General features: G+C 36.2%; 15 protein-coding genes. 13 read left to right on the top strand and 2 right to left on the bottom strand.

What is annotated here, in order from left to right; all coding sequences use genetic code 11:
• Positions 1–193: 193 nt before the first annotated feature.
• Complete coding sequence (gene comER / locus G4D61_RS07070; protein ID WP_025726648.1) at positions 194–1012, bottom strand: late competence protein ComER; 819 nt, start codon at positions 1010–1012, stop codon at positions 194–196.
• A 130-nt stretch (positions 1013–1142) separates the two neighbouring features.
• Between comER and G4D61_RS07065 the strand changes: the two genes are divergently transcribed.
• From G4D61_RS07065 to holA, 4 genes are all read left to right on the top strand, one after another.
• The gene (locus G4D61_RS07065) at positions 1143–1814 is read left to right on the top strand and encodes a helix-hairpin-helix domain-containing protein (protein ID WP_025726649.1); all 672 of its coding nucleotides are present in this window, start codon (positions 1143–1145) and stop codon (positions 1812–1814) included.
• A 59-nt stretch (positions 1815–1873) separates the two neighbouring features.
• Positions 1874–2440 (top strand): ComE operon protein 2, encoded by a 567-nt coding sequence (locus tag G4D61_RS07060; protein ID WP_025726650.1) that lies wholly within the window; start codon positions 1874–1876, stop codon positions 2438–2440.
• 86 nt (positions 2441–2526) lie between these two features.
• Entirely contained in the window at positions 2527–4818 is a 2292-nt protein-coding gene (locus G4D61_RS07055) for a DNA internalization-related competence protein ComEC/Rec2 (RefSeq protein ID WP_163173574.1), read from the top strand.
• A gap of 302 nt (positions 4819–5120) precedes the next feature.
• On the top strand, positions 5121–6146 hold the full coding sequence (holA, locus tag G4D61_RS07050) for a DNA polymerase III subunit delta (protein ID WP_025726652.1): 1026 nt from the start codon (positions 5121–5123) through the stop codon (positions 6144–6146).
• Positions 6147–6454: 308 nt separating this feature from the next.
• Here holA and rpsT read toward each other — a convergent pair whose 3' ends face one another.
• On the bottom strand, positions 6455–6715 hold the full coding sequence (rpsT, locus tag G4D61_RS07045) for a 30S ribosomal protein S20 (RefSeq protein ID WP_025726653.1): 261 nt from the start codon (positions 6713–6715) through the stop codon (positions 6455–6457).
• A gap of 191 nt (positions 6716–6906) precedes the next feature.
• Between rpsT and gpr the strand changes: the two genes are divergently transcribed.
• The 9 genes from gpr to prmA all read left to right on the top strand — a co-directional run bounded on the left by gpr (position 6907) and on the right by prmA (position 19190).
• Positions 6907–8007 carry a GPR endopeptidase gene (gene gpr, locus G4D61_RS07040; RefSeq protein WP_025726654.1) on the top strand — a complete coding sequence of 367 codons (1101 nt, stop codon included), beginning with the start codon at positions 6907–6909 and terminating at the stop codon, positions 8005–8007.
• Positions 8008–8406: 399 nt separating this feature from the next.
• Positions 8407–9609, top strand: a complete 1203-nt coding sequence (gene spoIIP, locus G4D61_RS07035; RefSeq protein ID WP_163173572.1) for a stage II sporulation protein P — start codon at positions 8407–8409, stop codon at positions 9607–9609.
• A 250-nt stretch (positions 9610–9859) separates the two neighbouring features.
• Positions 9860–11689 (top strand): translation elongation factor 4, encoded by a 1830-nt coding sequence (lepA, locus tag G4D61_RS07030; RefSeq protein WP_371316431.1) that lies wholly within the window; start codon positions 9860–9862, stop codon positions 11687–11689.
• A gap of 366 nt (positions 11690–12055) precedes the next feature.
• Positions 12056–13189: a radical SAM family heme chaperone HemW gene (gene hemW, locus G4D61_RS07025; RefSeq protein WP_035354800.1), complete on the top strand. Its 1134-nt coding sequence runs from the start codon at positions 12056–12058 to the stop codon at positions 13187–13189.
• A 106-nt stretch (positions 13190–13295) separates the two neighbouring features.
• Positions 13296–14324 carry a heat-inducible transcriptional repressor HrcA gene (hrcA, locus tag G4D61_RS07020; RefSeq protein ID WP_035354798.1) on the top strand — a complete coding sequence of 343 codons (1029 nt, stop codon included), beginning with the start codon at positions 13296–13298 and terminating at the stop codon, positions 14322–14324.
• 114 nt (positions 14325–14438) lie between these two features.
• Complete coding sequence (gene grpE, locus G4D61_RS07015; protein ID WP_035354795.1) at positions 14439–15053, top strand: nucleotide exchange factor GrpE; 615 nt, start codon at positions 14439–14441, stop codon at positions 15051–15053.
• A 31-nt stretch (positions 15054–15084) separates the two neighbouring features.
• Positions 15085–16911 (top strand): molecular chaperone DnaK, encoded by a 1827-nt coding sequence (dnaK, locus tag G4D61_RS07010; RefSeq protein WP_163173569.1) that lies wholly within the window; start codon positions 15085–15087, stop codon positions 16909–16911.
• A gap of 186 nt (positions 16912–17097) precedes the next feature.
• Complete coding sequence (gene dnaJ, locus G4D61_RS07005; protein WP_035354792.1) at positions 17098–18228, top strand: molecular chaperone DnaJ; 1131 nt, start codon at positions 17098–17100, stop codon at positions 18226–18228.
• A 23-nt stretch (positions 18229–18251) separates the two neighbouring features.
• Positions 18252–19190, top strand: a complete 939-nt coding sequence (gene prmA / locus G4D61_RS07000) for a 50S ribosomal protein L11 methyltransferase (protein WP_025726662.1) — start codon at positions 18252–18254, stop codon at positions 19188–19190.
• The last annotated feature ends 4 nt before the right edge of the window (positions 19191–19194 follow it).

Here is a 19194-nt window from a genome sequence, read left to right as displayed (position 1 = left end):
AACTGAAGGAAGTAGCTCATTTTAAACACACGGATTTAAGTAGATTTTTTACATCGGGTGTAAAGAAAACAGGACAACCCCCATCGAATAATAGATCCAATGGGGGCTGTTAACACTCTAAGTCGGTAAAAGTCATTTACCGATTTTTTTATATAGGGAGGAAATTTAGCGATTATGTCGAAATATTATTCATTCAGATTCCGAATTGTTTTTGAACAGCTTCAATATCTTCTTTAAATTTTTGATGTGTGGCGATAAATACTTTTTTAAACATTTCTTTCGTTTCTTTTTCTAACACGTTAATTCCTTCTCCGGTAACTCCGCCTTTTACACAGACTTTTGCTTGTAGGCTTGGCAAAGTATAAAAATTCTTTTTCAATAGTTCTCCCATTCCAATTAACATCTCTGCTGCTAATGATGTTGCGGTTGCATGATCAATTGCTGTTATACTGACAGCATCTTCAATCATTTGCTGAGTTAGAAAACTGAAAAAAGCTGGTCCACAACTTACAATATCAGACGCTACTCGAGTAATATCCTGTTTGATCTCAATCGGTTTGGATATTCGCGACAGCATAGTAGTGATTACTTTTTTCCAGTCTTCATCACAATGATCTCCAAACGTGCATAACGTGACTCCTGACAATGCACGGTTGATAATACTTGGGATTACTCTTGCGCATGAACAAGATAAGACAGATTCTAATTGTTGGACTGAAATTGGGCTCGTAATACTAATTAAACATTTGTCCTTTGTTAATAAGTGCTTGTTTTTTATAAGAATAGGATGAATATCCTTTGGCTTGACACATATAAAGATAAGATCGGAATTCTGAATAGTTTCATTTATATTTAATACTTTAATTCCTGGAAATTGCTTTTGAATGCTGATCGCCTTTTCAGGTGTACGATTTGTAATGGAAAATTGTGAAGGAGAAACAGCATTTCCGTCAATAAGTGCTTCAATTAAAATTCTTCCCATATTCCCGGTTCCAATAACGCCAATGTTCATGTCATTTCCTCCTTCCTTAAGTGAACCGTTCAAGCTTTTCTCATAACATCTTATTCGTTTCCTTTCGTCTTCATTCATAGATTTGCTATCTTATTCAATTCTAAAAATTTTTACCGTGAGGTGATCGTGTTTGAAAGATTTTTTACTGCGAAAGTATTGGATGATGTTTATTGCAGTTGGGGTCATTCTTGCAATTTTTTTAGTTATTAGTCAAAATAAGGACAAGGAAGTTACTGGCCAAGCAATTCATTTATCAGAAACGAAAAAATCCGATGACTATAACGAAATTAGCTCATCCGGAGATGAAAGTAATACAGCAGATCAGTCGGCAACCGAAAATCAAGATATTTATGTCGATGTAAAAGGTGCTGTTAACAATCCGGGTGTCTATAAATTAAGCGGCAATGAACGTGTTCAGGATGCAATTCAAGATGCTGGTGGTTTTAAAAAAGATGCAGATCAAAATCAAGTTAATTTAGCACAAAAAGTTCAAGATGAAATGGTTGTTTACGTACCTGAAGTCGGAGAAAATCAGTTGCCGACGGTTAATTCAGCTTCTAGCAGTTCCGCTGCTGAACAAGGCGAAAGCAGCTTGCAATCAAGTAATAATCTTGTCAATATTAATACTGCTGATGAAACGGAGTTGCAAACATTAACAGGGATAGGACCTTCAAAAGCAGCAGCTATTATTGAGTATCGGGAAAAAAATGGCTTTTTTAAAAAAGTGGAGGATTTAAAAAACGTTTCTGGAATTGGCGATAAAACGTTTGAGAAAATTCAAAGTTCAATAACGGTTCGATAAGTCTGTTTTAATGTATGAAAAATGAAATAAATAGATTTGTAAAGTAGAGGGAGAAGAGAATGGAGAGAATTTCTTGGAATCAATACTTTTTAGCGCAAAGCCATATTTTATCATATCGGAGCACTTGCTCACGGTTAGCGGTTGGAGCAACAATTGTAAGGGATAAACGTATTATTGCTGGGGGATACAATGGTTCAATTGCTGGGGATGTACACTGTATTGATGAAGGCTGCTATGTAGTTGATGGGCATTGTATTCGAACGATTCATGCAGAGATGAATGCTATTTTACAATGTGCAAAATTTGGTGTTGAAACAAAAGATGCTGAAATATATGTCACACATTATCCGTGTTTACATTGTACAAAAGCAATTATTCAAGCAGGAATTAAAACAGTTTATTATGCACAAGACTATCATGTTCATCCGTTTGCAGTTGAACTGTTTTCAAAGGCGGGCGTTCAAGTTGAGAAAGTTTCGTTTCATCCAGAATCAATAGACATCCAATTTCATGAAAAGAAAAAATTAGTTGATAAACTTTTTTTGATTGCAAAAGATCATGGAGTTAAAGACGATGAACTCATGGAATTGAAAGAAAAGGCCGAAGAACTATTTCAACAAAAATAAAAAGCGACAGGGTCATATTCCTTATATGATCACATTATAAGGATATGATCCCAAAATAAATAATAATTATGATAGTAGGTGTCTTTATGAAAGGATACTGGCTGTTTATAGCACTTACAGGATTATGCGGTGCGCTTGTTATTTTACCGATCCCTTTTTTAATAGTTATATTTTTTCATGTAATATGGTTACGCATCTTTCTACTGAAAAGCAAAAAAATCCTCTTTTTTGCTGTTTTATCGTATTCATTAGGTATGATCGCTGGTTTAGTTCAAGAGCATTCAGTACAAACAAAGCATAAGCAATCAGAAAACCACTTTATGATTACATTTCCGGATTACCCTAAAGTAGATGGTGATCATATAAAAGCTTTTGTTATTTCTAATAAGGAACGATTTATGTTTCAATATTATGCAGCATCGGAAGACGAGAAGTTGTTGTTTGCGGATAAAATTGTACCGGGAACAGTATGCTACGCTGATGGTAAACTGACTCTTCCCGAAGTGAACCGGAACCCTGAAACGTTTAACTATCGCTTATATTTATATACTCAGCATATTCATTGGCTATTGACTGTAAATCGTTTACATCAATGTGTTCAGCCTTCCAAAAATGACCGTTGGAAATATTTCCTACTTTTTGTTCGCCATCATGAGCTTATGAAAATAGAAAAAACTTTTCCTCCCCGTACTGTCCCATATGTTGAAGCGTTGTTATTTGGGAACCAAGACCATTTTAATGATAATACATACAGCCTATATCAACGATTGGGTATTATTCATTTACTTGCTATTTCAGGTCTGCATGTCAATATGATTGCGGGTGCGTTGTTTCTCGTTATGATTAGATCTAGTATGACGAGAGAAGCATCCTTTAAATGTTTGATGGTAGCATTGCCGATCTATGCCATTATTTGTGGCCTTAGCCCCCCTGTTGTACGTGCTGTTATGATGACACTCCTTCTTCTTATATCCACACAAGCACGATTGCCTCTTACACCACTGGATGCTTTATCCATCAGTTTTCTTCTTTACTTATTAATAGATGCTTTTATCATTTTTAATATTGGGTTTCAGTTATCATATGCTGTATGCTATGCCATTATTCTATCTTCAAAAACGATCATCGCAAACGATAAGCACCTCATTAATCGCATGATGAAAATTACATTTATCTCACAGATTGCAGCCATTCCGATTATGATTTATCATTTCTATGAATTTTCTTTAATTGCCTTTGTTTCTAACCTTTTCTTTGTCCCCTTCTATTCGTATATTATATTACCGTTTTCTATCCTCTCCTATGTTGCCAGTTATTTTCTATTTCCTGTCTTTCTCCTTTGTTCAAATATGCTTTTTCATACGATTGTATTAGCTGAGGCAACAGCAAAATGGATGGATACCTCTTGGTCTGTGTTGCTGATAGGAAGACCGCCGATAGCTATCTTGTTACTGATCAGCATAACTATTCTCTTTTTATTGATCAGTATAGAAAAAAGAAGGTCTTTTCTTAAAAGTATGTTACCATTGGTTTGTTTGCTTGTATTGCTTGTAGTAGCTAATCACTATTCTCTATTCGGAAAAATTATCTTCATAGATGTTGGACAAGGCGATAGTATATTAATCAAACTTCCATGGAATAGAGGAACTTACTTAATTGATACAGGCGGAGAACTAAACTTTAAAAAAGAACAATGGCAGCAGCAGACAAATCCATTTGAGGTAGGAAAGGATGTACTCGTCCCTTTTTTAAAAAGTCAAGGGATAGGGACTATAGATAAGTTGATTTTAACACATAGTGATGAGGATCATATCGGTGGAGCAGAGGCAATCATATCTTCTCTTCATATAAAAGAAATTGATATTTCACCGCAGTCATGGGAAAAAGCATTAATGAAAGAAATCATTGCTGAAGCGCAAATGAAACATATCCCTGTTTTCGAAATGATGAGCGGAGATCATTGGCAAAATAAAGCTGGGCGTTTTGTTTACGTATCTCCATTTGATGATCATTATGAAGGAAATAATGATTCCCTTGTTTTGTACGCAAATGTAGGAGGGAAGAAATGGCTTTTTACTGGTGATTTAGAAAAAGAGGGTGAAGAAACACTTATTAGAGCGTTTCATTTCCATGTAGACATATTAAAAGTAGGGCATCATGGAAGTAAAACTTCAACAAGTGAAGCATTCTTAAATCAGCTTTCACCGAGTATAGCAGTAATCTCTGTTGGAAAACATAATCGTTTTGGTCATCCCAACAAGGAAGTGATAGAGCGTTTAAAGGCACATCATATAGTTATTTATCGTACTGATGAACAAGGTGCAATCACTTACAAGTTTTTTAAAAATACTGGAACGTTTACAACGTGTTTGCCATAGGATAAAACAAATAGAAGAATAAGGAGAAGTTGCAAATTCCTTACTCCTTTAGAACGAATGATTCATTGTACTATTGTATTGGATATTTCCGATAATGTTAATAGTTAACAACTATAGGATATTGATTTTTAGGTGATACTACAGATACATCGGTTCCACCGTTAATGAAAAAGTATCCTAGGCCTTTTTCATTAACGTTCATATAAAAAGGGGATTATCTCGAAAATCCCCTTTGACTTGCTAAAAATCATCAGCTTACATACCATATAGATATATGTATATGATTAGGGAGAGACAAAAACATGATAGACCTTTGGAAAAAAATTGAACGTCAGCAATTTTCTCCACTTTATTTATTATATGGTAAAGAAGATTATTTAATTCAAGAAACGAAACAAAAATTAATAAATAAAGTATTAACACCTGAGGAAATGGATTTTAATTATGCGTCATACGATTTAGAAGAAACGCCGATAGAAGTAGCTGTTGAAGATGCAGAAACTTTTCCATTTATGGGAGAAAAAAGACTTGTGTTTGTACATAATCCTTATTTTTTGACAACTGAAAAACCTAAACAAAAAGTAGATCATCATATAGAAGCGTTAGAAGCCTATATTCAAGCGCCTGCTCCTTACACGATTTTTGTATTAATTGGAACCTACGAGAAATTAGATGAGCGTAAGAAAATTACAAAATTGCTAAAAAAGCATGCAGAAGTTGGACAAGCCAATCAATTAAATGACAATGATTTAAAAAGTTGGATTGTTGATCGTGCAAATGAACACGGATTTCGAATTGGAAAAGAAGCGACTGAAATGTTAATAGAGCTTAGCGGAACGAATTTAAATAGCCTTGCCAATGAGATTGATAAATTATGCTTATTTGCAACTGGAGAAAAAGAAATTACTTTGCAAATGGTAGAACAGTTAACTGCGAGATCACTAGAACAAAATATTTTTAAACTTGTTGAGAAAGTTGTACAGCGGCGTATTGATGAAGCATTAAGAATTTATTATGATCTATTAAAACAAAATGAAGAGCCAATTAAACTGTTAGCTGTTTTGGCTAATCAATTCCGCCTCATTTATCAAACAAAAGAATTAGCGCGAAGAGGTTATGGGCAACAACAGATTGCCTCGCATTTAAAAGTACATCCTTTTCGTGTGAAGTTAGCCGCTGGACAAGCAAAACTATTTTCCGAAGAAGAATTAAATCATATTATGTTTTTATTGGCTGAAAGTGATTATAAGATGAAAACGAGTGGACTAAGAAAAGAAATGATTATTGAAATGTTTTTATTTCGGATTAATGAAAAAAGACGTGATTGAAAATCGTGCCTCATGCTGTTGACAAACTATTATTTGTTCGTTTATCGGCAGTTCTTTTATATTAGATAGATCGTAGTTCTCCGGATATTACCGCTCGTCTTCCTTCATCGCTGTCCTCCTGTAGAAGCCGAGCGGCCGCTCTCTGAACAATGATGTCTATGTTCTCTTAAAATTATTTTTAGTATTCGTTAGAAGAAAGTAACCCCAGTTTGAAACGATCATAAAAACAGGAGAACCCCCCATCGAATAATAGATTCAATGGGGGGTTCTCCACACTCTAAGATACGATTGAGATCGCGTCTTGTTTATTAAGCTTCAACTGATAATTTTTTCATTAAGCGTGCTTTTTGTCGATTAGCAGTGTTTTTATGAATAAGACCTTTAGAAGCAGCTTTGTCAAGTTGTTTAACAGCGTTACCTAAAAGTGCTTTTACATTTTCATCATTGTTTACGACAGCAGCTTCAAATTTTTTCACTGCAGTACGCATAGCAGATTTTGTAGCTGTGTTTTGTGCGTTATTTTTTTCATTCACTTTAACGCGTTTGATAGCAGATTTAATATTTGGCATTTATTTCACCTCCTACGAGTTCAAACGAATTTTGACTCGTCCACTCTCACTATAGAACAAATGATATTTTATCAAATCAAGGTTGAGAATGCAATACATAGCTTTATAAATTCCTTGAATTTGAATGAGTATTATACGCGTTGGACAGACTACCATGATAGAAATGTTTTTGTTTAAAAGGAGGAATATGCATGGATTTAGGTAAATACTCTGTACGAACAGACTTGGCAATTGAGGCGCACGGTCTTGCCGTTGAAGAAAAAAAGAAAAAGAAAGAAAAGCAGGAAATTGATGGCGTCACTATTAAAGAACGTACAGTAGAAGATATAAAGATTACATCCGTTCAAGTTTCGGAAAAAGGCGAGGAATTAATTGGAAAAAAAGCTGGCCACTATTTAACGCTAGAAATGCAGGCGATTCGTAATCAAGATACAACCGTTCAACAGAAAGTAGAAAAAGTATTTGCCCATGAATTTAATCAGTTTATCAAAAAATTAAAAATTAGAAACGATGCGAGTTGTTTAATTGTTGGACTTGGGAATTGGAATGTTACTCCAGATGCTCTTGGTCCTCTCGTTTGTGAAAATATTATTGTTACCCGTCATCTTTTTCAACTAGAACCAGAAAGTGTTGAGAAAGGCTACAGACCTGTGAGCGCTCTTTCTCCAGGTGTTATGGGTCTTACAGGAATTGAAACGAGCGATATTATTTATGGGGTAAGCGGAAAAACAAAACCGGATTTTATTATTGTAGTTGATGCATTAGCATCCCGCTCTCTTGAAAGAGTGAATGCAACGATTCAAATTTCTGATACAGGTATCCATCCTGGCTCAGGAGTTGGGAATAAAAGAAAGGAGATCAGTAAGGAAACATTAGGTGTGCCTGTGATTTCCATAGGTGTTCCAACTGTGGTTGATGCCGTTACGATTACAAGTGATACAATCGATTATTTACTCAGACATTTTGGGAGAGAAATGACCGAGAGTTCAAGGCCTTCTCATGCTCTTGCACCTGCAAGCATGACTTTTGGTGAAAAAAAGGTTTTAACAGATGAAGACATGCCTGAAAAAAATACTCGAGAAATGTTATTGGGAATGGTTGGAAACTTAGATGAGCAAGAAAAACGATCGTTGATTCATGAAGTATTATCACCGCTCGGGCATAATTTAATGGTAACACCAAAAGAAGTGGATGTCTTTATTGAGGATATGGCAAATGTTCTAGCGAACGGTTTAAATGCTGCATTGCATACAGCAGTGAATCAAGACAATACTGGATTTAAAACAAGATAATATCGTTTATTTTTTTACGTAAAAACTAGGCTGGATTTTTTATGCTTAAAACATTCTTCTTGCGCCAGTAAAAAATGACGATAAATATGTAAAAGGAATGAGGTTTGAACAAAACTTAAAAGTGTTGGCTAAAGACGAACATTGCACAAATCAGCTCCGGAAATATACGTAGACTCCTGCGGGAGGATAGGCATCGGTGAGACCCCGCAGTGCATGAGCACGAGGAGGCTCACCAGCCGCCCGCGGACAGCGAAGTATATTTCCGGAGCGGGGTTGGAGCGCGATATTCGGGTTGTCTTTAGTTAAATATACTTTTGTCCAAGCCTCTTACTATTTTTTGTTCTACTTTTTCTATTAAAGTCATACATTGTACTAGACTTGAGTAGAAAGGGTGGGACAATGAAACCTAGCAAACATTCCAGCTATGTCTTCATCTTAAATATATCTAGTATTTTTAGACTTTTCGCCGTATTTGTTTTGTCCCTGTTGCTCGTTTTTATTCTGATTGGTACGTTGACCTCTTTAAAACCAGGATATCGGGTAGCATCTTCCACTGTTAATGAAGCAGCTAAACATTTTTCTAGTAAACAATTATATCGGATGTTTTTGTCTGATAGTCAATTATTAGCCCTTAATATGCCAAAGACTGAAAGTTTTTCTATCAGCAAAATTGCATTTGAAATGATGACGAATGTACGTTTTCAAGATCCACGAAGCCTATTGGGAAGAGAGTTGCCAGGATTTGATATATTTGATAGTAAAATCTTAGTGGCTGGTGAAGGGAGTAATTATACAAATTTACCGATTGAATCTGTTCCTCCAGATAACTCATTAAAATCTTCAGATCCAAAAACGCAAAATACAGACCAAATTAACAAGGCGAAAGATAACAATCAAGATAAACATAATAAGCCATCACAAACAACGAAAGGTAAAAAACGGGTTTATATTTATTTCACACATACGCATGAATCGTATCTTCCGTATTTAAAAGGTGTAACAGATCCTAATTTAGCACAGCATTCAAAAATTAATGTCACAAAAGTTGGAGAAAAATTAAAAGAAGATTTAGAAGATCGAGGGATAGGAGCAGAAGCTGATACAACGGATGTACAAAAATTACTTGTGAAAAATGGCATGACATATTCGCAGTCGTATCAGGAATCAAGAGAGGTTGTACTTAGTGCAATGAAAGCAGACCATGATTTTCAATACTTTATTGATATTCATAGAGATTCAAGAAGGAGAAAAGATACGACCGTTACGATTAATGGGAAACCATATGCGAAAATTGCTTTTATCATTGGGGGCGATAATCCAAATTGGGAACAAAATGCAAAAGTTGCAGAAGATTTACATGCACGTTTAAAGAAAAAATATAAAGATCTATCAAGAGGGGTTATTATGAAAAAAGGAGCATCTACAAACGGAAAGTTCAATCAAGACTTGTCAAATCATTCTTTTTTAATTGAAGTTGGTGGAGTAGACAATACTTTTGAGGAAATGTATCGAACAATGGATGCACTAGCAGACGTATTTGCTGATTATTACTGGCAAGCAGAGAAAGTGAATGGCAATAAGACAACAACAGCTGCGGAATAGCGACCGATCATTGTAATCTCTAGCATCGTTTCAAGTCAAATAATGAACATATAAAATGTATTCTTAGGAGGAAGTGATGGATGCTATTTAAAAATAGTCTAAATCCATCACTATTTTTTTATCCATTCAACATTAATTGCTATAATATTTTCAATTCTTTTTTGGATCAATTTATTTTCATTGAATGTTGAAAAACGTGCTGATATAATCAACAATAGTGTACATGTGCCGAATACAGGAGTGAAATATGATGAATCGTGAAGAAAAGTTAAAAAGACAGGAAAAGATTCGTAACTTTTCTATTATTGCTCATATCGACCATGGTAAATCGACATTGGCCGATCGCATATTAGAGAAAACGAATGCTTTAAGTTCACGCGAAATGAAAGACCAATTATTAGATTCAATGGAACTGGAGCGTGAACGTGGAATTACAATTAAATTAAATGCAGTCCAATTAAAATACAAGGCAAAAGATGGGGAGGAGTATATTTTCCACCTTATTGATACCCCAGGACATGTCGATTTCACATATGAAGTATCGCGAAGTCTTGCTGCCTGTGAAGGTGCCATCCTTGTCGTTGATGCTGCCCAAGGGATTGAAGCGCAAACATTAGCAAACGTGTATTTAGCACTCGATAATGATTTAGAAATTATCCCAGTTGTGAACAAAATTGATTTGCCATCTGCAGAGCCGGACAGAGTTAAACAGGAAATTGAGGATGTTATCGGGTTGGACGCTTCTGATGCAGTATTAGCGTCGGCTAAAGCTGGAATCGGGATTGAAGACATCCTTGAGCAAATCGTAGAAAAAGTTCCAGCACCAACAGGCGATCCAGATGCACCGTTAAAAGCGCTCATCTTTGATTCTTTGTATGATGCGTATCGGGGTGTGATTGCTTATATTCGCGTTGTTGAAGGTTCAGTAAAAGTTGGCGATAAAATTAAAATGATGGCAACGGGGAAAGAATTTGAGGTTACTGAAGTTGGCGTAAGTACACCGAAGCCAATGTTTTGTGATGAATTAACAGTTGGGGATGTTGGTTTTTTAACTGCTGCAATTAAAAATGTCGCTGATACACGAGTAGGGGATACGATTACGAGCGCAAAAAAACCAGCCTCGGAGCCGCTTCCCGGTTACCGAAAGATGAATCCGATGGTATACTGCGGCCTTTACCCTGTTGATACAAATAAATTTAATGATTTACGAGAAGCGCTTGAAAAGCTTGAGTTGAACGATTCTTCGCTTCAATATGAGCCAGAAACATCTCAAGCGTTAGGGTTTGGCTTCCGCTGTGGATTTTTAGGACTATTGCATATGGAAATCATTCAAGAAAGAATTGAACGTGAATTTAATATCGATTTAATTACGACAGCTCCTAGTGTTATTTATAAAGCGGTATTAACAGATGGAGAGGAATTAATAGTTGATAATCCGAGCAATTTGCCTGAACCTCAAAAGCTTCAATACGTCGAAGAGCCATATGTACGTGCATCGATTATGGTGCCGAATGATTATGTTGGGGCAGTTATGGAAATTTCACAGGCAAAACGAGGAAACTTTATCGATATGCAATATTTAGATGATATCCGCGTTAATGTTATTTATGAAATTCCATTATCAGAAATTGTTTATGACTTTTTTGACCAATTAAAATCCAATACAAAAGGTTATGCTTCATTCGACTATGAACTCATTGGATACCGACAATCAAGTCTTGTGAAAATGGATATTTTATTAAATGGCGAAAAAGTAGATGCTTTAAGCTTTATCGTTCATAAAGATTTTGCTTATGAGCGAGGAAAGCATATTGTAGAAAAATTAAAAGATTTAATACCACGTCAACAATTTGAAGTACCTATTCAAGCAGCAGTTGGTCAAAAAATTGTTGCCCGTTCAACGATAAAGGCGATGCGTAAAAACGTATTAGCGAAATGTTACGGTGGAGATATATCTCGAAAACGTAAATTGTTAGAAAAGCAAAAAGAAGGTAAAAAACGCATGAAACAAGTAGGTTCTGTGGAAATACCTCAAGAAGCTTTTATGGCAGTATTGAAAATGGACGACACGAAAAAGTAACTTGTTCACACGATTTTTCGAGAAAGTTAATGAGGACAAAGGTGGGAGTTTACTTGAATGATTTCAAGCCGCTCCCGCTTTCTTTTTATCATAGATTCTTTTCTAAAAACATGATTGTTTTTCATTAGATGGCGCTATTCACTTCAACAGTTCATAAAAGAAGATGATTTGCGTGGAAGAAGATTGCTGCTCGGGATCAGTGCGTCTAAGGTGGGCCATGCAGGAGCTGCGGACGAGACTTTCTGACCGTCTCAGAAGCGATCCCTGAAGCGGAAATTTTTAAAAAGTAAGAGGCTTACGGAAATAGTCTGGATCGTTAAGTATAGAAAAGCGATACAATTAATTGTAATGTAAGGTTGTGATGCAATGAAAGCAGCGTATATTCACATACCATTTTGTGAGCATATTTGTTATTACTGTGATTTCAATAAATTTTTATTAAATGGACAACCAGTAGATGAATATATTGACATGCTATTAAAAGAAATGAAAATGAAAATAAGTAATGCACCAAAGACAGAGCTGTCAACCATTTTTGTCGGCGGCGGAACACCAACTGCATTAAATGAAGGCCAACTGCAAAAATTATTGGAAGGTATTCGTGCCATTCTTCCTTATAATGGGGAAGGCGAATTTACTTTTGAAGCAAATCCAGGAGAAACTTCAGAAGAAAAACTAAAACTGTTATTTGATTACGGTGTTAATCGTCTCAGTTTCGGGGTGCAATCATTTAATGATCGATTGCTCGAAAAAATAGGGAGAAGCCATCGTGTAAAAGATGTGTTTTCAACATTAAATAAGGCACAAAAAGTGGGATTCGAAAATATAAGCATTGATTTAATGTTCGGTTTACCAACACAAACGATTGAAGATTTTCAAGAAACATTAAATATTGCGATGTCATTGCAATTGCCCCACTACTCCAGTTACTCACTTATCATTGAGCCAAAGACCATTTTTTATCATTTAATGAATAAAGGGAAATTGCCATTACCAACAGAAGAAGTAGAAGCAGACATGTACCAATTATTAATGATGGAAATGGACAAACACGGACTTAACCAATATGAAATTAGTAATTTTGCTTTACCGGGATACGAAAGTCAACATAACCTCATTTATTGGAATAATGAGGAGTACTTTGGCTTCGGTGCAGGCGCCCATGGTTATGAAAATGGAATAAGAGTAGCAAATTATGGTGCAGTCAAAAAATATATCAATATGCTAAAAGATCATGCATTGCCAATTTTAGAACAGCATGTTGAAACAAAATCTGAAAAAATGGAAGAAGAAATGTTTTTAGGTTTGAGGAAAAATGAAGGTGTTAGCATATCGCATTTTCGAGAAAAATTTCATGAGGATATTATCAAGTTGTTTGCTTCGTCAATTCAAGAAATGGAAAGGCGAGGACTGCTTGAAAGGCACGGCGATTTTATTAGGTTAACGCGAGAGGGACGTTTTTTAGGAAATGAAGTGTTTGAAGCATTTTTGCTTGAATAAACAGGGAAGTTTATATGTAAATATATTGACAATGGAATATGATTTTGATAATTTATTTATATAATTAGCACTCGTTATCCGAGAGTGCTAACAGAGGTGATATAAGTTGTTAACGGATCGTCAACTTATGATTTTACAAGTGATCATTGATGACTTTATTCGATCTGCTCAACCTGTCGGCTCAAGAACACTTTCTAAGAAAAATGAAATTGCTTTAAGTTCCGCAACCATTCGGAATGTTATGGCTGATTTAGAAGAAATGGGTTTTATCGAAAAAACTCATACTTCATCTGGAAGAGTCCCATCTGAAAAGGGTTATCGGTATTATGTCGATCATCTTTTATCGCCGCAACAATTAGAGCTGCAAGACATTTCTCAAATACACTCCATTTTCGCAGATAGAATTTACGAATTGGAGAAGCTAGTACAAAAATCGGCGCAAATTTTATCTGAAATGACGAAGTATACAGCAATTTTATTAGGCCCAGCGGTTAAAGAGACAAAGCTTAAAAGGCTGCAAATTATCCCATTAAATGAGGAAGCAGCTGTGGCAGTGATAATTACTGATACTGGTTACGTCGAAAATCGGATGTTTACATTGCCGCCAGGAGTACAAGCAAGTCAGCTTGAAAAAATCGTTAATATTTTTAACGACCGGCTTGCGAATGTTCCAATTACAAAATTAAAGTCGAAGATAGAAATAGAAGTTGCGGACATATTAAAAAAACATATTGAGAATTACGAGTCGGTTTTGTATATGGTTCTTAATATGTTAACCATGAGTGATCATGAAAAAATATTTTTTGGCGGTAAATCTAACATTTTAAATCAACCTGAATTTCACGATCTTAATAAGGTTCGTTCTTTATTAGATATGATTGAGCGGGAAGACAGTTTCTATGATTTATTTAAAGGTATTCCTAAAGGAATTCATGTTAAAATAGGAAAAGAAAATCAAGTTTCCGAAATGGAGAATTGCAGTTTAATCACTGCAACCTACTCTATTGGGCAGGAATCTGTAGGGACGATCGCTATTTTAGGACCTACCCGCATGGAATATTCACGGGTGATCAGCATCGTAGATATACTAAGTCATGATATGTCAATTGCATTGACGAAATTGTATCATGGATAGATTTTATGGCTATATTGTTTGTGAGATGTACTTATAAATCGGTCTAGCACTGATTATAAGTCATTTCTTTTGTATAAATTTAAACTTTCCTACCATTTGAAGGGGGTGAATAAGGTGGCAGAAGAGAAAAACAACCAACAAGTAGAAAACCAGCAAAGTGAAGAAAATGAGCAAAGTATTGAACCCATTTTTGCTGAAGAATTAACAGAAGAGAATACAAATGAACAAGAACAAACTGCTGCTGAAACGAGTAATGAAAAGGATGAACTCGAGAAAGCAAATGCAAAGATAAAAGAGCTTGAAGCGAAAATTGATGAGTATGAAAATCGTTATGTCCGTTTACGGGCAGATTTTGATAATTTCCGTCGTAGAGTAGATTTAGATAAGCAGGCAAGTGAAAAGTATAGAGCCCAACATTTAATTACAAATCTACTTCCAGCCATTGATAATTTTGAGAGAGCATTACAGATGGCTCCGGAAGATGAGCAAACGAAGCAGTTGCTACAAGGAATGGAAATGGTTTATCGAAATATTTTAGAGGCGCTAAAAAAAGAAGGAGTAGAACCTATTGAAGCGCTTGGAAAAGAATTCGATCCTCATTACCATCAAGCAATTATGCAGGCTCAAGAAGAAGATGTTGAGTCTAACATCATTGTAGAAGAATTCCAAAAAGGTTATATTTTAAAAGATAGAGTCATTCGTCCTTCGATGGTGAAGGTGAATCAATAAAACTTTTACATAAATAAGGGAGGCTTTTTCCATGAGTAAAATTATTGGTATCGACTTAGGTACTACTAACTCATGCGTCGCAGTACTTGAAGGTGGAGAACCAAAAGTAATTCCTAATCCAGAAGGTAACAGAACAACTCCATCTGTTGTGGCGTTTAAAAACGGCGAACGTCAAGTTGGGGAAGTAGCTAAACGTCAAGCTATTACAAATCCAAATACAATTATTTCAATTAAACGTCATATGGGTACGGATTATAAAGAAACAATTGAAGGCAAGGAATATACCCCACAAGAAATTTCAGCGATGATTCTACAATATTTAAAATCATTTGCTGAAGATTATTTAGGAGAAAAAGTTGATAAAGCAGTTATTACTGTTCCTGCTTACTTCAACGATGCACAACGTCAAGCAACGAAAGATGCAGGTAAAATTGCAGGACTTGAAGTTGAAAGAATTATTAACGAACCGACTGCCGCAGCATTAGCGTACGGTCTTGATAAAACAGACGAAGATCAAACGATCCTTGTTTATGACCTTGGCGGTGGTACTTTTGACGTTTCTATTCTTGAATTAGGAGACGGTGTCTTCGAAGTTCGGGCAACTGCAGGAGATAACAAGCTTGGTGGAGATGATTTTGACCAAGTCATTATTGATTATCTCGTTGAAGAGTTCAAAAAAGAAAATGGTATTGATTTATCAAAAGATAAAATGGCGTTGCAACGTCTAAAAGATGCAGCAGAAAAAGCGAAAAAAGATTTATCAGGTGTAACATCAACTCAAATTTCATTACCATTTATTACAGCAGGAGAAGCTGGACCGCTTCATTTAGAAGTGAATTTAACACGTGCTAAGTTTGAAGAGCTTTCATCTTCATTAGTAGAGCGCACAATGGGTCCAACTCGTCAAGCACTTAAAGATGCTGGTTTAAATGCATCTGAAATTGATAAAGTTATTTTAGTTGGTGGATCTACACGTATTCCAGCAGTACAAGAAGCTATCCGCAAAGAAATTGGTAAAGACCCACATAAAGGTGTCAACCCAGATGAAGTTGTTGCAATGGGTGCTGCTATTCAAGGCGGCGTATTGACTGGTGATGTTAAAGATGTTGTACTTCTTGATGTAACACCATTATCATTAGGTATTGAAACAATGGGCGGTGTATTTACGAAATTAATTGACCGTAATACAACAATCCCAACATCAAAATCACAAGTTTTCTCAACTGCAGCCGATAACCAAACAGCTGTAGATATCCATGTGCTCCAAGGGGAACGCCCAATGGCAGCAGATAATAAAACGCTTGGTAGATTCCAATTAAGTGATATTCCACCAGCACCAAGAGGTATTCCACAAATTGAGGTAACGTTTGATATTGATAAAAACGGTATAGTTAACGTTAGTGCAAAAGATTTGGGAACTGGCAAAGAACAGCAAATTACAATTAAATCTTCTACAACATTATCTGATGATGAAATTGATCGCATGATTAAAGAAGCAGAAGAAAATGCTGAAAAAGATAAAGAACGTAAAGAAGAAGTGGAACTTCGCAATGAAGCAGATCAATTGATCTTTACGACTGAAAAAACTTTAAAAGAACTTGAAGGTAAAGTTGAAGAAGCAGAAGTGAAGAAAGCAGAAGAAGCAAAAGATGCATTGAAAGCCGCGATCGAGAAAAATGATTTAAGCGAAATTCGTGCAAAGAAAGATGCTCTTCAAGAAGTTGTGCAAGCTCTATCTGTTAAATTGTACGAGCAAGCTGCTCAACAAACACAAGCACAACAACAAACTCAAAATGCTCAAAAAGATGATAATGTCGTTGATGCAGACTTTGAAGAGGTTGATGACGACAAAAAATAATCATGGGACATGATTGAACGTCCATGTGAAGAATCCCGGATATATTGATGCAAAAAAGTCAAAGTCAAGTCCAATCTCGGCTTTGACTTTTTTCTTGTGATTTCTTTCCAATATGATTTGTTATTGATTGTTTATATAGCCAATGCTAAAATTACCTTTATGTGAAGGTTTCGGGAGTGAGAAAAGATGAGTAAACGGGATTATTATGAAGTGTTAGGTGTTGAGAAGAACGCTACAAAGGAAGAGATAAAAAAAGCGTATCGCAAACTCTCTAAAAAATACCACCCAGATATAAACAAGGCTCCGGATGCGGCGGAAAAATTTAAAGAAGTTAAAGAAGCTTATGAAGCGCTGAGCGATGATCAGAAGCGTGCACATTATGACCAGTTCGGACATACTGATCCAAACAGTCAAGGATTTGGCGGGGGATTTGGCGGCGCTGATTTCGGTGGCGGCTTTGGATTTGAAGATATTTTCAATAGCTTTTTTGGCGGTGGCGGTCGTAGAAACGATCCAAACGCGCCAAGACAAGGTGCCGATTTACAATATACTATGACACTAGATTTTGAAGAAGCTGTATTCGGGAAAGAAACGGAAATAACGATTCCACGTGAAGAAGAGTGTGATACTTGTCACGGTACAGGAGCAAAACCAGGTACGAAGCCGGATACATGCCCGCATTGCCATGGTACAGGGCAAATGAATACAGAACAAAATACTCCGTTTGGTAAAATTGTTAACCGCAGAGTTTGTCATTACTGTGGAGGAACTGGCAAAATTATTAAAGACAAATGTAGAACTTGCGGTGGCAGTGGAAAGGTGAAAAAACGCCGTAAAATCGCAGTGAAAATTCCTGCGGGAGTAGACGATGGTCAACAATTACGCGTAGCAGGACAAGGTGAGCCAGGAATAAATGGTGGGCCTGCTGGAGATTTATATGTTGTTTTCCATATTAGACGACATGAGTTGTTTGAACGAGATGGCGATGATATTTATTGCGAAATTCCAATTACTTTCCCACAAGCGGCTTTGGGAGACGAAATTGAAGTTCCGACTCTTCATGGTAAAGTAAAATTAAAAATTCCTGCGGGTACACAATCAGGCACAAAATTCCGCTTACGGGGCAAAGGTGTTCCAAACGTACACGGATATGGGACAGGGGATCAGCATGTGATCGCAAATGTAATTACACCGACAAAATTAACAGAAAAACAAAAACAATTATTACGTGAATTTGCTGAAGTAAGTGGAGCAGCTCCTGATGCACAGCATCGTAGCTTTATCGACAAAATGAAAAAAGCTTTCAAAGGGGACTAATCTCAAAATGGAGTTGGTAGTCAATGAAATGGTCTGAAATTATGATTCATACGACGAACGAGGCGATAGAGCCCATTTCTAATATTTTATATGAAGCTGGTGCCGGTGGAGTTGTAATCGAGGATTCGAACGAGCTATTAAAAGAACATGAAGATAAATTTGGCGAAATATACGAATTAAATCCAGATGATTATCCTGAAGAAGGCGTCGTCATCAAAGCATATTTGCCAGTGAATAGCTTTTTAGGAGAAACGGTTGACGAAATAAAACAGTCGATTACAAATTTAACGACTTTCAATATTGATATCGGTCCAAATAAAGTGACAATTAGTGAAGTATTTGAAGAAGAGTGGGCAACTGCTTGGAAAAAATATTATAATCCTGTAAAGATTTCGGAAAAATTCACAATTGTACCAACATGGGAAGACTATCAGCCTGTATCAAGCGACGAATTAATTATTGAGCTTGACCCGGGAATGGCATTTGGTACTGGAACCCATCCGACAACGGTTATGTGTATTCAAGCTTTAGAAAGAACCGTACAAAAAGGTGATACTGTAATTGATGTTGGTACAGGTTCAGGTGTATTGAGCATTGCAGCAGCCTTATTGGAAGCAAAAGAAGTTACGGCTTTAGATCTAGATGAAGTTGCAGTTCAGTCAGCAAGGCTTAATATTAAACTAAATAAAGTGCAGGATCGAGTAACCGTTCAGCAAAATGATCTATTAAAAGGTGTTAATAAGCAAGCAGATATTGTCGTGTCGAATATTCTTGCTGAAATCATTGTTCGCTTTACTGATGACGCAGCAAACGTTGTAAAACCTGGCGGATACTTTATAACTTCTGGAATTATTCAGCAGAAAAAGGAGCTAGTAAGAGAGGCTCTTATTGCTTCTGGATTTCTAATAGAAGAAACGCTTGTAATGGAAGATTGGGTAGCGTTTATCGCAAAACGCGGGTGACTTA

This window comes from Heyndrickxia ginsengihumi (assembly GCF_011008565.1).
Classification (GTDB): Bacteria; Bacillota; Bacilli; order Bacillales; family Bacillaceae_C; genus Weizmannia; species Weizmannia ginsengihumi.
This window is presented reverse-complemented; position numbering and strand designations above follow the sequence as displayed.

Excerpts from the sequence above, each read along its gene's own strand:
- comER (WP_025726648.1), bottom strand. The coding sequence starts at position 1,012 with ATGAACATTGGCGTTATTGGAACCGGGAATATGGGAAGAATTTTAATT.
- G4D61_RS07060 (WP_025726650.1), top strand. The coding sequence starts at position 1,874 with ATGGAGAGAATTTCTTGGAATCAATACTTTTTAGCGCAAAGCCATATT.
- G4D61_RS07055 (WP_163173574.1), top strand. The coding sequence starts at position 2,527 with ATGAAAGGATACTGGCTGTTTATAGCACTTACAGGATTATGCGGTGCG.
- holA (WP_025726652.1), top strand. The coding sequence starts at position 5,121 with ATGATAGACCTTTGGAAAAAAATTGAACGTCAGCAATTTTCTCCACTT.
- rpsT (WP_025726653.1), bottom strand. The coding sequence starts at position 6,715 with ATGCCAAATATTAAATCTGCTATCAAACGCGTTAAAGTGAATGAAAAA.
- gpr (WP_025726654.1), top strand. The coding sequence starts at position 6,907 with ATGGATTTAGGTAAATACTCTGTACGAACAGACTTGGCAATTGAGGCG.
- spoIIP (WP_163173572.1), top strand. The coding sequence starts at position 8,407 with ATGAAACCTAGCAAACATTCCAGCTATGTCTTCATCTTAAATATATCT.
- lepA (WP_371316431.1), top strand. The coding sequence starts at position 9,860 with ATGAATCGTGAAGAAAAGTTAAAAAGACAGGAAAAGATTCGTAACTTT.
- hemW (WP_035354800.1), top strand. The coding sequence starts at position 12,056 with ATGAAAGCAGCGTATATTCACATACCATTTTGTGAGCATATTTGTTAT.
- dnaK (WP_163173569.1), top strand. The coding sequence starts at position 15,085 with ATGAGTAAAATTATTGGTATCGACTTAGGTACTACTAACTCATGCGTC.
- dnaJ (WP_035354792.1), top strand. The coding sequence starts at position 17,098 with ATGAGTAAACGGGATTATTATGAAGTGTTAGGTGTTGAGAAGAACGCT.
- prmA (WP_025726662.1), top strand. The coding sequence starts at position 18,252 with ATGAAATGGTCTGAAATTATGATTCATACGACGAACGAGGCGATAGAG.